The 13250-nt window shown below is 60.4% G+C and carries 13 protein-coding genes; 5 read left to right on the top strand and 8 right to left on the bottom strand.

The genetic code is table 11. The annotated features are described in order from the left end of the window. Nucleotides 1–91 precede the first annotated feature (91 nt). The 5 genes from ACZZ0A_RS09540 to ACZZ0A_RS09520 all read right to left on the bottom strand — a co-directional run bounded on the left by ACZZ0A_RS09540 (nucleotide 92) and on the right by ACZZ0A_RS09520 (nucleotide 5790). On the bottom strand, nucleotides 92–595 hold the full coding sequence (locus ACZZ0A_RS09540) for an RES family NAD+ phosphorylase (protein WP_095113386.1): 504 nt from the start codon (nucleotides 593–595) through the stop codon (nucleotides 92–94). Beyond that, nucleotides 592–1068 (bottom strand): antitoxin Xre/MbcA/ParS toxin-binding domain-containing protein, encoded by a 477-nt coding sequence (locus ACZZ0A_RS09535; protein ID WP_007912557.1) that lies wholly within the window; start codon nucleotides 1066–1068, stop codon nucleotides 592–594. Before ACZZ0A_RS09535 ends, ACZZ0A_RS09540 begins: the two co-directional genes overlap by 4 nt. Nucleotides 1069–1338: 270 nt before the next feature. Continuing rightward, entirely contained in the window at nucleotides 1339–4248 is a 2910-nt protein-coding gene (locus tag ACZZ0A_RS09530; protein ID WP_463542943.1) for a TonB-dependent receptor domain-containing protein, read from the bottom strand. Between the two features lie 91 nt (nucleotides 4249–4339). Further along, nucleotides 4340–5287 carry a FecR domain-containing protein gene (locus tag ACZZ0A_RS09525; protein ID WP_463542942.1) on the bottom strand — a complete coding sequence of 316 codons (948 nt, stop codon included), beginning with the start codon at nucleotides 5285–5287 and terminating at the stop codon, nucleotides 4340–4342. Continuing rightward, the gene (locus ACZZ0A_RS09520) at nucleotides 5284–5790 is read right to left on the bottom strand and encodes a sigma-70 family RNA polymerase sigma factor (protein ID WP_007912551.1); all 507 of its coding nucleotides are present in this window, start codon (nucleotides 5788–5790) and stop codon (nucleotides 5284–5286) included. Before ACZZ0A_RS09520 ends, ACZZ0A_RS09525 begins: the two co-directional genes overlap by 4 nt. A 297-nt stretch (nucleotides 5791–6087) precedes the next feature. On the opposite strand from ACZZ0A_RS09520, the gene ACZZ0A_RS09515 reads away from it, so the two are divergent. The 4 genes from ACZZ0A_RS09515 to ACZZ0A_RS09500 all read left to right on the top strand — a co-directional run bounded on the left by ACZZ0A_RS09515 (nucleotide 6088) and on the right by ACZZ0A_RS09500 (nucleotide 11255). Further along, nucleotides 6088–7806 carry a hydrogenase maturation protein gene (locus ACZZ0A_RS09515; RefSeq protein WP_463542941.1) on the top strand — a complete coding sequence of 573 codons (1719 nt, stop codon included), beginning with the start codon at nucleotides 6088–6090 and terminating at the stop codon, nucleotides 7804–7806. A gap of 255 nt (nucleotides 7807–8061) precedes the next feature. Continuing rightward, nucleotides 8062–8925, top strand: coding sequence for a LysR family transcriptional regulator (locus ACZZ0A_RS09510; protein ID WP_175555705.1), 864 nt, complete (start codon nucleotides 8062–8064; stop codon nucleotides 8923–8925). A 111-nt stretch (nucleotides 8926–9036) separates the two neighbouring features. Beyond that, nucleotides 9037–10182 (top strand): sterol desaturase/SRPBCC family protein, encoded by a 1146-nt coding sequence (locus ACZZ0A_RS09505; RefSeq protein ID WP_463542940.1) that lies wholly within the window; start codon nucleotides 9037–9039, stop codon nucleotides 10180–10182. Beyond that, entirely contained in the window at nucleotides 10179–11255 is a 1077-nt protein-coding gene (locus ACZZ0A_RS09500) for an SMP-30/gluconolactonase/LRE family protein (protein ID WP_447784854.1), read from the top strand. Before ACZZ0A_RS09505 ends, ACZZ0A_RS09500 begins: the two co-directional genes overlap by 4 nt. Before the next feature lie 133 nt (nucleotides 11256–11388). Here the strand turns inward: ACZZ0A_RS09500 and ACZZ0A_RS09495 are convergent, their stop codons facing one another. Further along, nucleotides 11389–11553, bottom strand: a complete 165-nt coding sequence (locus tag ACZZ0A_RS09495) for a hypothetical protein (protein WP_007912545.1) — start codon at nucleotides 11551–11553, stop codon at nucleotides 11389–11391. A gap of 109 nt (nucleotides 11554–11662) precedes the next feature. Then, nucleotides 11663–11905 carry a YdcH family protein gene (locus tag ACZZ0A_RS09490; protein ID WP_463542939.1) on the bottom strand — a complete coding sequence of 81 codons (243 nt, stop codon included), beginning with the start codon at nucleotides 11903–11905 and terminating at the stop codon, nucleotides 11663–11665. 205 nt (nucleotides 11906–12110) lie between these two features. Between ACZZ0A_RS09490 and ACZZ0A_RS09485 the strand changes: the two genes are divergently transcribed. Next, complete coding sequence (locus tag ACZZ0A_RS09485; protein ID WP_463542938.1) at nucleotides 12111–12632, top strand: DUF4142 domain-containing protein; 522 nt, start codon at nucleotides 12111–12113, stop codon at nucleotides 12630–12632. Between the two features lie 307 nt (nucleotides 12633–12939). Here ACZZ0A_RS09485 and ACZZ0A_RS09480 read toward each other — a convergent pair whose 3' ends face one another. Next, nucleotides 12940–13206 (bottom strand): hypothetical protein, encoded by a 267-nt coding sequence (locus tag ACZZ0A_RS09480; protein ID WP_007912542.1) that lies wholly within the window; start codon nucleotides 13204–13206, stop codon nucleotides 12940–12942. Between the last annotated feature and the right edge of the window lie 44 nt (nucleotides 13207–13250).

Here is a 13250-nt window from a genome sequence, read left to right as displayed (position 1 = left end):
TGCAGGGATGTGCGATGACGAATCAGGATTTATAGAGGACGATTTAGACCGTTGGGTGATGAGGTTATGCAAAAAATGCCATGCCTCAGTATCAAGCCAATGCCACTTCCTTCAACAAGCGGGTATCCAGCCCGAAACGCTCCTGAGAGATCATCTTGAACTGCCCCTCTGCCAGATCGCAACTCACCAGCAAATTCCACGAATGCCGGGTTGCCGCTGATGGGATCAGTACAAATGGATGCTCAGCCAGCAAAGCGTCGGCAAACCGCTGTTGATTGGGTGAAGGCGGTGCTGGACTCAGCCAGTAAGGATTCGGCACCTCTTCCGGCTGTACGATTCTGACCCTTGCGTCGCTGATAACTTCAAAGCAGGTCAGTACATAAGGCTCCTTGTCCAGCACATCAAAACTGCGATTAGCGGCCACCTCCAGAATGGCAGAGGACGGATCGACTGAGGCGTAAACGACACGCCGGCCGGGTGCATTCCACCGGCCTCCGTTCACCTCTGAACCAATCCCGCTGTCCCACGTACATCGGTATACCTCGGGATCCAGTCGCCACGCATACCAACGTTCATCCCAGGGCAAGGGATTCATGGAGTAACCCCGTAAATGAGCCGACCCAAATGTTGCTCCACCCTCTGGAAACCCAGTGGGTGTCGGGTCAACTCCAACGGCACGTGGCCGTTCAGGTAAGGGGTGGGCTTCTGCATCCACTCCTCCGCCCGTGGCTGTCCCCCGAATGCCCGAATGGCCATTTCCAGCACCAATGCGTATTGGTAGGCGACGACACTCTGCTGCGGGTCAAGCCGTACCGGATTGCCCTCCTTCAGGAGACGGCGCACGGTTCTGACAGATTTGCCGGTGATACGCTTGACCATGTCGCCTTGCAGATATAGCTCGGAGGTTGAAAGCATGTTGACGACGTCGCTCAATTCAAAGCCCTGGTCAGTCAGGTGGACGATCAGCAAGGCATCGTCGTCTATGTTCTGGCCGTTCACGAGCAACTCGACAGGTTTTCCGTCGGCCTTTTTCAGCCCCGTGAGCCGAGGTGTTTGTACTGTGGGCATCGCGACATCCTCCATAGGGCACCTGGCGCGATCATCGCGCCAAAAATACCGATGAGAATAAGCAGGCGTTTCATGCTCGATGTGAGGGGTACGCATAATCGATCCTTTATCTGGGAGCCTGAGCGTTCAAGCCGCTCAGCGACTTCAATGTCAGGTCCGATGCTATAGGTCGCGCTTCCGACGACCAACCTGAAAAAGTCGTCGGAAATATCCCCTGCTTGCCGCAAAAATCGCCAATTTCCGTAGGACGTAAACGCGAAATTCCAGCCATCAGCCGCCGAAGTGATAACTCACATCGAGCCACCATTGCCGTCCGTACGGGTCATAGTTGCCAGTCGGGTAGTTCGGCCACCCCGCCGAGTCGTCGTGTTTAACCTGATCAAGCACGTTGTTCACGGTCAGGCCAACACTCGCCCGATCATTGAGTTTGTAACGCGCACTGGCGTTGAACACTGTCCACGGCGACAGGCGCCCGTCCCCCGCACCGTTGGTGACCGAACCGTAACGAATGCCCATCAGCGTCGCCGTGGCTTTCTGATAATCCCAGGTCAGGCTGGCGTTGACCTTGCTGCGCCAGTCGTAGTTGGTGCGTGAGGTGCGCCAGTCTTGTGTCGGCGCCTCTTCCGATTCCTTGTAGTAATGCGACAGCACCAGGGTGTAGCCCAGCGCCGAACTGAACGCACCGTACTGCCCGGCGCCCCAGCGGATGTTGCTTTTGAAGTCCAGACCACTGACCCGCTCGCTCGCGGCGTTGATCGCGTTGACCCGCACGCGATTCAGCTGGTTCGGATCGACCGCCGCATTGCCGGCGTTGCGATCGATGCGCGCCAGCGTCGATTGGCAATTGGCCGAGTTGATGTCCTGAGTGCCATTGCGGCACTCGTTCTCTTGTTGCAGCAAGCGGTTTTCATCGACGGTGGTCAGCAGATCGTCGATCTCCACGCGCCAGAAATCCGTGGAGAAATCGAAATTGCGCGACGGCGACCAGACAAACCCGTAGGTCCAGGATTTGCCGCGTTCCGACTCCAGGTTCGCCGTGCCGCTCTGGGTGTAGTCAACGCGCCCACGATCACAGGCGCCCTCCACGCCTTGGCTGCAACCGTAGTAATCGATTTGCGCCGGGTAGTAGCCGTTGCTGTCGGACTGATAGATGTAGTTCAGGTCCGGCGCACGGAAACTGGTGCCGTAACTGCCGCGCAGCAACAGGCTGGTCACCGGGCGCCATTCCAGCCCGAGGTTGTAGGTTTTCTGCTGCTCGGTGCGGCCACTGAACTTGTATTGATCCCAGCGCCCGGCGGCAGTCGCCAGAATCGTGTCGGTGACCGGAATGCTGAACTCGCCGCCCGCCGCATAACGCTTGCGCGAGCCCCCGGAGCTTTGCTGTGGGCTTACGCCGTAGAACGTGCCGTCGTTGAGGCCGTCATCCGGATCGACACGGTATTCCTGCTTGCCCGCCTCCAGCACCCCGGCGAAGCCCACCGGACCGGCCGGCAGATCGAACAGATCACCGTTGACCGAAGCGTTGTAGCTGGTCGATACCGACTTGCTGCTCTGGGTCAGGTTGCCGCGAAACTGCTGCCACTCCTGCGGCGTCAGTGGCCGGTCGAGCCGCGAGGCGTCCGGGGCGAACACCGGATAACCGCCGCTCACACCCAACTGCGGGCCGAGGTAGAAATCCTGAATCGATGCCAGCGGCGTGTAGCGAGTGGTTCTGACGCTGCGATACTCCGAGCGATTGGCCGCCAGATCGTAACTCCAGCCGGTGTCGGCGATCTTGTCCGAGAGGCCGAGGGTGCCGGTCCACGAGGTATCGCGCCACTTACTGTTATTGCTGGTGCGTCCGCCGATCTCTTCCTCACCGAAACGGCGATACCAGCGTTCCAGATTGCCGCTGTTCTGGTTGATGAAGTCCGGCGAGGTGAAGGTCGGCCCGCGTGTGTTGTTCTGGATGTGGTCGAGGCCGTACATCAAATCGGCGAAGACCTGACCGCTGTCACTGAAATGCCAGGTGCCACGGGTGTAGCCGTCGTAGTTTTCTTTCTGGGTCTGCACGGTCCAGTAATCGTTGTACATCTGGTCGGTACGGCAGCGCCCGCCACTGTTGACCAGTTTGTTGTCGAAGGTGCCCTGATAGGCGCCGCAACCTGGTCCCAGATAGCGACTGTTACTCAAGTCGCGGCGGTAACCGACGTCCGCCAGCGGGCCGTTTTGCATAAAGCCACGGTCATCGGCCCAGATTGGATCGCGGTTAGTCAGCTCCAGACCAAACAAACCGTCGAAGTCACCCCAACTGCCGCCGCCACTGATCTGCAAACGCTGGTTGTCACCGCCGCCGCGCTCACTGGTGCCGCCCTTGAGATTGACGTCGACGCCGTTGATCTTGTCCTTGAGGATGATGTTGACCACCCCGGCGATCGCGTCCGAGCCGTAAATCGCCGAGGCGCCGCTGCTGAGGATTTCGATGCGTTCGATGACCGCCGACGGAATGTTCGCCAGGTTGGTGAAGTTGACCTTGCCGTCGTATGGCGTCGGGTAATCGGCCACGCGACGGCCATTGATCAACACCAGCGTATGGTTCGGGCCGAGGCCGCGCAGGTTGAGTGCACTGGCCGCCGGTTGCCAGGTATTGCCGTAATCTTCGCCTTGGGTCATGCCGGTGTTTTGCGTTTGTGTGGCCAGGGCGTCGTAGACGTTTTTGTAGCCGCGCGCTTCCATTTCTTCGTGGGTGATGACGTTGACCGGCGTCGCGCCATCGCTTTGCGCGCGGGCAATGCGCGAGCCGGTGACGGTGACTTTTTCCATGCGGTAATCGGCGCTGGTGACCGGTGCCACGGCAGTGACTTTCACCGGCGCATCGGCTGCGCGAACGGTCAGGCCCTGAGCGCTTTGCTCGACTTGCAGGCCGCTGCCGAGCAAAGCCTTTTCCACTGCCTGACGACCGCCCAACGCCCCGCGCACCGCAGCGCTGCGTTTGCCCTGCACCAGCTCCTGACTGAAGGAAATCGGCACACCGCTCTGCCGCGAGATGCCCAGCAGCACTTCGTCGAGCGGTCCGCTAGCGATGTCGAAGGTGAACACCGCCGCAGCAGGTTCCTGAGCGACTGCCGCCAGTGGACTGAGGCCCAGCGCCAAGGCAGCGGCGAGGGTCAATCGAGGTAATTGTTGTTTGAATGAGAACATCGAAGGGTTTCCCTGTTGGAGGCATCTGCAGGGAATGAGCAGCGGGCCGGCGCTTTTTATAGGGCGGCGATTAGGCCAAGAAGTTATGGATTTATAACCGCGCGTCGACGCTGACCCAGTACGGGTTGTGCCAAGTCACGCGGATCGGTAGCGAGCGCTCCAGCAGTTGCAGGGTGCGATCACTGTCGTCGAGCGGATACAGCCCGCTGAGGCGCAGATCGGCGACTTCCGGACTCAGATGCAAAATGCCGCGACGGTAACGGCGCAGGCTGTCGATGACCTCGCGCAGAGGCCGGTCGCGGACTTCCAGGCGCCCCTGCACCCAGGCACTTTCCTGGCCGTTGCTGCGCTCCAGCGCCAGCAGTCCGACACCGTTGAACAGCAGACTTTCGCCGGCCGCCACCACTTGCCGCGCGCCACCTGCGGTGACTACTTCAACTTGCGAATGAAGCATCACCAAACGCGTCGAGTCCTCGCTGTACTGCACGAGAAACTTCGTCCCCAGTGCACGCATGCGACCGTGCCCGGTCTCGACCACAAAGGGCCGCGCCGGTTCTTTGGCCACGTCGACCAACAATTCACCACTGCGCAACGCGAGCAGTCGTTGCTGGCCGTCAAACAAAGGCACCACACGACTGCGCGCATTGAGCGTCAACGCACTGCCGTCGGCCAAGGTGAAGTCACGTCGCTCGCCGGTTCCGGTCGACAGCTCCCCCGCCTCCGGCAGCCAGCCGTAGCGCCGTCCGAGCAACCCGGCCAACAGCGCAATGCCGAGCACACTCAAACTGCCGCTGATAAAGCGTCGCCGACTCGACGGCGCATTGAGACTGTGCAGCAGGCTGTTGCGCGGCACGTTGCGCAGGCTCGGGTTACGCAGCAGATTGAGGCCGCCGCCCATTTGCTCGATGACCTGCTGATGCCGAGGATCAGCAACACGCCAAGCCTCGAATGCGGCCCGCTCGGCCATGCCCGCCTCGCCCGATTGCAGCAACGCCAACCATTGCGCCGCCTCGTCGATCACCGCTTCATCCGGCCTCATGCCTGCATCGCCTGATAGCAGCGCTTGAACGCCTCGACCATGTATTGCTGCACGCGGCTGGTGGACACGCCGAGGCGCTCGCCGATCTCGCTGTAAGTCAAACCGTCGAGTTGATGGTAGAGAAACGCCGCTTTTGCCTTGGCCGACAGCCCATTGAGCAGGCGATCGACCGCCAGCAGTGCTTCGATCACCAGCGCGCGTTCTTCCGGGGACGGATGCACCGGCTCGGGCGCCAGCGCCAGACTGTCCAGATAAGCGCGTTCAAGGTCCTGACGGCGCCAACCTTCGTACACCAGCCGCCGGGCGATGGTGGTCAGCAGCGCGCGTGGCTCACGAATGGCCGTGGGGTCCGGCAGTGCCAATACCCGCAAAAAGGTTTCCGAGGCAATGTCTTGCGCACTGTGCGGGCAACCCAGCGTGCGGCCAACGGCAGCGCACAGCCAGCGATAGTCCTTTTGGAACATCTGCCCGATGATCTGGTAATGCGGGTTGTACCCACCCATGCCTTGCTCCCTGAAACGGGTCCCACCCGCTGCGAAAAACCATCGTTCTGCCGGGATCGTCCGGCTCTGATCAGGCGCGACTGTGCAATAGCCTCGAAGACATTTGAAGTAATAAAAAATCAGCACAAGCAAACCATTGAGCATAAGGAGTTTGGTCGCCGCAGAAACATTGGCTGACACAACGTTGACCTCGGTCACTGGCGCGTGGCCGGCCACTGATTAATCTCGCGGCTCCATCGAAAGCCAAGGACGGCTCAGCGAGAGCCCGTGGCTGAATCCACTCAAGGAAGAGCAAGCATGCGACCACTCAACATCATTCTGCTGTCGTCAGCATTCAATGGCCTGACCCAACGCGCCTGGCTGGAACTGCGCGAGGCCGGGCACTCACCCAGCGTCGTGCTGTTTACCAATGAACAGGCTGTGTGCGAACAGATCGAGAACAGTGGCGCGGATCTGGTGATCTGCCCGTTCCTCAAGGACCGCGTTCCGCAGGCACTGTGGAGCAACACCGAGCGTCCGGTGGTGATCATCCATCCCGGCATCGTCGGCGATCGCGGCGCCAGTGCCCTCGACTGGGCGATTACCAACGAGCTGCCGAGCTGGGGCGTCACCGCACTGCAGGCCGTCGAGGAAATGGACGCCGGCCCGGTGTGGGCTACCTGCGAATTCAATCTGCCAGCGGGCCTACGCAAATCCGAGCTGTACAACGGTCGGGTCAGTGACGCGGCGATTCGCTGCATACGCGAAGTGGTGGAGAAATTCGTCGAAGGCTTTGAGCCGGTGGCGCTGGATTACGCCGATACGAAGGTGCGCGGGCGCTTGCAACCGAACATGAAACAGGTCGACCGCAGTTTCAGCTGGCACGATTGCGCGCGCTTCATCAAACGTTGCATCGATGCCGCCGACGGCCAGCCCGGCGTGTTGGCGAGCCTCGCTGGCGGTCAGTATTACGTATACGACGCACACCTCGATTCGCGCAGCGGCATGCCCGGCGAGATTCTCGCGGTGCATGACGATGCGGTGCTGGTTGCAGCGGGTGATCAAAGTTTGTGGATTGGCGCACTGCGGCGTAAACCGCAACCTGGCGAAGAAACCTTCAAGCAACCGGCGCGGCACCTGTTGGCCGGGCAACTGACCGACGTGCCGGTGCTGGACTGGTCGATCGCTACACAGCCGTTCAGTGACGAAGCCTATCAACCGCTTCGTTATCGCGAATCCGGCAACGTCGGCGAATTGACCTTCGAGTTCTACAACGGCGCCATGAGCACCGAGCAATGCCAGCGCATGGTCGCCGCGCTGCGCTGGGCCAAGTCCCGTGATACCCAAGTGTTGCTGATCAAGGGTGGGCGCGGCAGTTTTTCCAACGGCGTGCATTTGAATGTGATTCAGGCTGCGCAGGATCCTGGCGCCGAAGCCTGGGCCAATATTCAGGCAATCGACGACGTCTGCGCAGAACTGCTGACGGCCCGGCAACTGGTGGTCAGCGGCGTCACCGGCAACGCGGGCGCCGGTGGCGTGATGCTCGCACTGGCGGCCGACATCGTGTTTGCCCGCGCCGATGTGGTGCTCAATCCGCATTACAAGAGCATGGGTTTGTACGGCTCCGAATACTGGACCTACAGCCTGCCCCGCGCCGTCGGCCCGGCGATGGCCGAGCAATTGACCCAGGCTTGCCTGCCGGTAAGCGCGGTGCAGGCGTGGCAACTGGGCATGGTTCAGGAAATCGGCCCGCGTTGCCCGGACGAGTTTTCGTTGTGGTTGCTGCAGCGGGCCAATGCTGTGCTGAGCGATCCGACCTATGCCGCGGTGCGCGAGCGCAAGGCGCGGGTTGATCAGGCGTTGATCCAGCAGTGCCGCGAAACCGAGTTGCAGGAGATGCAGGAAGACATGCTCTACAATCGCCATCAGTTTGCCGAGAAGTGCCGAAATTTTGTCTTCAAGCGTAAGGTGTGTGGCACGCCGGCGCGGTTGATTGAGGAGTGGGCGCGGGTGCGTTTGACCGAGTTGGCCAGTTGATTTTGGCGGTGACTGCATTTTCCCTCACCCTAGCCCTCTCCCAGAGGGAGAGGGGGACCGACCGAGGTGTCTGGCGCCCTGCATCGACCTGAAAAATCGAGTCGATTATGGATTCAACGCTGATCGTTCAAGTCAGTGCATTGCTTCAATATCCCCCAATCGGTCCCCTCTCCCTCCGGGAGAGGGTTAGGCGGGCGGCGATCCGATGAGGGGCTTTTGCCGTTACAATGCCGCACCTCAAACACCGGCCCGCCCATGGACATCGATCTCGCTCGCACCTTTCTGGAAATCGTCCGTCACGGCAGCCTCGCCGCCGCCGCACAGAAGCTGTTCGTCACGCAAACGGCAATCACCGCCCGGGTGCAGAAACTCGAAAGCCAGCTAGGCAGTACGCTGTTCGTGCGCAACCGCGCCGGGGCGAAACTGACGCCCAATGGCGAGGCCTTTGTGGTCTACGCCAATCAGCTGGTGCAGACCTGGGAAGCGGCGCGCCGCGACCTGCCACTGCCCGAGGGTTATCACAACGTGCTGCACATCGGCGGCGAAGTCAGCCTGTGCAACCCGTTGATGCTCAGTTGGGCGGCGGAGCTGCGTGAGAAAATTCCCGGGCATGCCCTGCGCATGGAAATCCGCGACGGCGAAAATCTGCTGCGCCAGCTCGAACTCGGCGTGCTCGACGCGGCGCTGGTCTATCAGCCGGAATACTGGCCGGGCTTGCAGGTCGAGCAAGTGCTGGAAGAAAAACTGATTCTGGTGCGCGCCCCCGATCGCCCCGATCCCTACGTCTACATCGACTGGGGCCCGGACTTCCGCCGCCAGCACGACGCCGCCCTGCCGGAAAAAGCCAAAGCGGCGCTGAGTTTCAACCTCGGCCCGCTGGCCCTGCAATACATCCTCGAACACGGCGGCAGCGGCTACTTCCGCACTCGTGTGGTGCGCACCTACCTGGAAAGCGGCGCCCTCGAAGCGGTGACCAAAGCTCCGGAATTTGGCTACCCGACTTACCTTGTCTACTCACGCGATCGCGATTCGACGACGCTGCAGCAAGCCTTCCACCTGCTGCGCGAAGTGATCCGCACCGATGACGACTGGTCGCAACGCTGGAACCCTTTGAGCTGAAGCGGCAGCATTACACCGGAGCATGGCGCATGTGCCATCGAGGTCCGGCCTGCACAAACGGCCGGATCGGCTAATCTGCCGGGTATAACAACAATACCCGCAGGTGAAGCAGTGAGGCAGACCACCGAGATATTCCGCAGCCGTTACCGTGCGGCCATTCATCCGCTGTACAGCCCTTGGCTGCACGGCGCCTTCGTGCTGTTGTTCGGGGTGCTGGCCATCGGTGGGTTCTGGAGCAGCGTGCAGCAGGTCAGCCTGCTGGAATGGCTGACAGTGCCGCTGACCCTGCTGTTGTTCAATTTCGGCGTGTACATGGTCCATCGCCATCTCGGCCACCACAAAAAAGCCTTCGCAAAAATGTTCTACGCCCGGCATGCCGGCGATCATCACAGCTTCTTCACCCCCGGCCACATGACCTACGACAGTGCCCGTGACTGGCGGGTGATTCTGTTTCCCGCCTGGCTGATCGTACTGCACACGCTGGTGATCACCCTGCCGCTGTGGTGGCTGATCGCACAAGCCAACGCCAACGTCGCCGGACTGTTCGGCGGCTGCATGGTGCTGGGTTATCTGACTTACGAAATATTCCACGCCTGCGAACACCTGCCGCCGCACAACCCGCTGACCCGCCTGCCGTGGATCCGCCAGATGCGCCGTCTGCACGAATTGCATCACCGCCGCGAGCGCATGCAGGAGCGCAACTTCAACATCGTTCTGCCGCTGATGGACTACCTGTTCGGCACCCTGTACTGGGAGCCGGAAACCGCCCCTTTGAGCTATTCGAGAATGCCCATGACCCGTATGCAGCACACCATCGATATCGCTGGCGACCCGATTGCCGTGCTCGCCTACGCCGCCAGCGTCGGTCGCTGGCCGGAGTGGCACCCCTCTTCGCTGAAAATCGACGGCGCCCACGGCCCGCTGCATGCCGGCTCGCGCTTCGAAGAGGACATTCACGCGGGTGGACGTGAAGGCCATTTGAGCTGGGAGGTCACCGAGTATTTGCCCGGTCGGCGCTGGTGCGCGCGGGCGCAAGGCGATCATGGATTATCGTTGCAGCTGACCTATGAATGCAGCGCGGCAAGCAGCGGCACGCGGTTCGTGCGCACGCTGGATTATCGCTTCGAAGGACTGGGCATGCGCATCGCCAATCACCTGCTGCTGAAACGGCGCATCGAGCGTGAATCCGCCGCATCGATGCTGGCGCTGCGCGACATGGCCGCGCAATACCTGGCATCGACGAGGGCCAGCGCGTGAAGCTACGGCATCTGTTGTTGCTGCTGATCCTCATCGTCATCGCGTTCTTATTATTGATGCCGACCAAAGTCGAACCCGTGGCCTGGACGCCGCCTCCAGCACCTTCGCTGAAAGAAGGTCTCTACGCCGAGAATCAGAAACTCAAAGGCGCAGTGCAGGTCGGGCCGAGCGACATCGAGGGACCGGAAGCCTTGCTGCTGGAGAGTGATTTTTTGATCACCGGGCTGCACGACGGCCGACTGATCCGCACCAGCCTCGACGGCCAGCAACGCAAAGTACTCGCCGACACCGGTGGCCGACCGCTGGGATTGGCCCGGCATCCGAACGGCTTGCTGGTCATTGCCGATGGGGTCAAGGGCTTGCTGTCCCTCGATGCGCAAGGTCAGCTGGTTCCTTTGACCACGGAGGCCAATGGACTGGCCTTCGGTTTTACTGATGACGTGGCCATCGACAAGTCAGGGCATTACGCCTATTTCAGCGATGCTTCCAGTCGCTGGGGTTATGGCCATGACGGCGAGGCGGTCATTGAGCACGGCGGCGATGGACGTCTGCTGCGCTATGACTTTCAGAGCGGCAAAACCAGTGTGCTGCTGGACAAGCTGGAGTTCGCCAACGGCGTGACCCTCGGCCCGGACGACGCCTATGTGCTGGTCAATGAAACCGGCGCTTACCGCATCAGCCGTTACTGGCTGACCGGGCCGAAAGCCGGCACTCACGACCTGTTCATCGACAACCTGCCGGGGCTGCCGGACAACCTGGCGTTCAATGGCAGCAATCGGTTCTGGGTGGCGTTGTATGCGCCGCGCAATGCTCTGCTTGATGGCACTGCGGGGCATCCATTCGTGCGCAAGATGATCGTGCGGGCGCTGAAGGTTTTACCGAAACCGGTGGAGAAGCGCGGGTTTGTTCTGGGGCTGGATCTGGACGGCAAGGTGATCGCCAATCTGCAGGATGCGAGCAGTGGCAATTATTCGCCGATTACCACGGTGCGCGAGTATGGGCCGTGGTTGTATTTCGGCTCGTTGAAGGCGACGCATATGGCGCGGATGCCTTTGGATGCGGCGCTGAAGTGAACCTGCTGGATCTGTATCGAGCCTACTGACGCCATCGCTGGCAAGCCAGCTCCCACAGGGTTCTTTGCTGACCACGGCATTTGCGGACAACACCATTCACTGTGGGAGCTGGCTTGCCAGCGATGGCGATCTGTCAGTTGCTGGACTTGTCGAACTTGTCCGGATCTTCGTCTTCGGGAAGATCCTCATCCGGTTCTTCAGGATTGGCCGTGGTATGCGCCGGGCTATTGGGTTCGGGATGCGTGGGAACCGGGTCGAATGCGCCCTGCTCTTCACTGGGGAATTTGGGATCGTTCATAAGGCACCTCGTAAAGAGTCGGTAAAAGAAGACTCTGTACATTCGAGGTGCCGGTCGGGGCTGTCGTTCCCGTCAATCCGCAACCGCAGGTCGGCGGATCAACAAGGCCTCAGGTTCGCGCCTGCAATTGCTCGACAATCTTGTCTTTGACCTGCAAGCGCTTTTCTTTGAGTTTTTTCAGCGTGTCGTCGCTGGGAGCATCCGAGGTGGCAGTCTCGGCCTTGACTACCTCGGCGTCCGCCCGGGAGTACTTGTTGATCAGTGCATCCAGATGTGGATCCGCGGTGCGTTTTTGCTGGATCTCTTCCTTTGTAAGCTTCAAGTCCTGTAACAGATCATGGGTCACCGGCATGGAACACCTCCGTCAGTTGATCGGCTGGCCAACACGACCGATTGCGCTGGCCAGTTATCAGAATGGCCTCGGTTGGGCGCTTCTGTCGACCACCTGTCAGACCAGCGGTGTCCGTTCGTCGCCCTGTCGCAAATGCGATCAAACCTTTGTTCGCCACATTGCCTCCATTGGTTAACACCAACAAAAACTGCGTGGAGATACACCAATGGACGGATTCAACCTGCGTCATCTGGTTTTGGCTGTCGCTTTGAGCAGCGGCATGGGCAGCGCCTTCGCTGCGACTGACAATGACTTTGTCGATAACGCCGCAGCCGGTGGCATCGCGGAAATCGAAACCAGTCGACTGGCGCTGGAAAAAAGCCAATCGGCTGACATCAAGGCCTTCGCCAATATGATGATCACCGACCATGGCAAGGCCAACGATGAGCTGGCGACCATTGCCAAGGCTAACGACATCGAAGTCCCGGACACCACGACTCTGGTCAAACAGGCCAAGGAAAAAATCCTCGAAGTGCGTGATGAGTCTTTCGACGCGGCCTACGCCAACAATCAGGTGAAGGCGCACGAAGAAACCATCGAGCTGTTCAAGAAACAAGCCAATACCGTGACCGATGACAAGGTCAAAGGCGCTCCTGAATTGAAGGCGTTTGCGCAGAAAATGCTGCCAGCCCTGGAAAAACATTTGACCGCCGCCAAGGAACTGCAGGCCAAGCATCCGAGCAAGTAAACAGCCTTACCCTCACCCCAACCCTCCCGAAACGTCGGACCGCCCGGAGGGAGAGGGAGCCGACCGAGGTGGATGCTCGAGTTACGCCGACCTGAACGTTTTGAGTCGAACGCAGGTTCTGAACAGCCCCCGATCTGAAATCTCGAGCTGAACTGAGCTTTTGAAAAGCACCGAGATCGGCTCCCTTCCCCCTCGCCCCCTTGGGGGAGAGGGCTGGGGTGAGGGGGGTCGATGTCCGCAACGCCACAAATCCAAAGCAAAAAAAAGGCCGCATTCAATAGATGCGGCCTTGTCATATCCGCCGAAATCAACCGCCATCCGTATCAATATCAGCATCGGTCTCCTCGCCCGGCTTTGCCCGGTCCGGTTTTGGCTCGAAGCCCGGGCTGAACTCATTGTCGTTGTCCGTGTGCTTGTTCTTCTGATCCACCGCCGGATCGCCACTCTGCGCCTGCCCGCCATCGCCCTGCTGCTGCGTCGGCACCGGCTGCCCCGGCACCTGCGGGTCGATAGCCGGATCATTGCGATTGATCGGTTCGCCAGATTGGCTCTGCTGCTTCGTTTGCTCGTTCATGGCCACCTCGTTGGTCAAACACCCCGGCGCACATCCGCCGGGTG

It is taken from the genome of Pseudomonas sp. AC242 (genome assembly GCF_979258655.1).
This window is presented reverse-complemented; position numbering and strand designations above follow the sequence as displayed.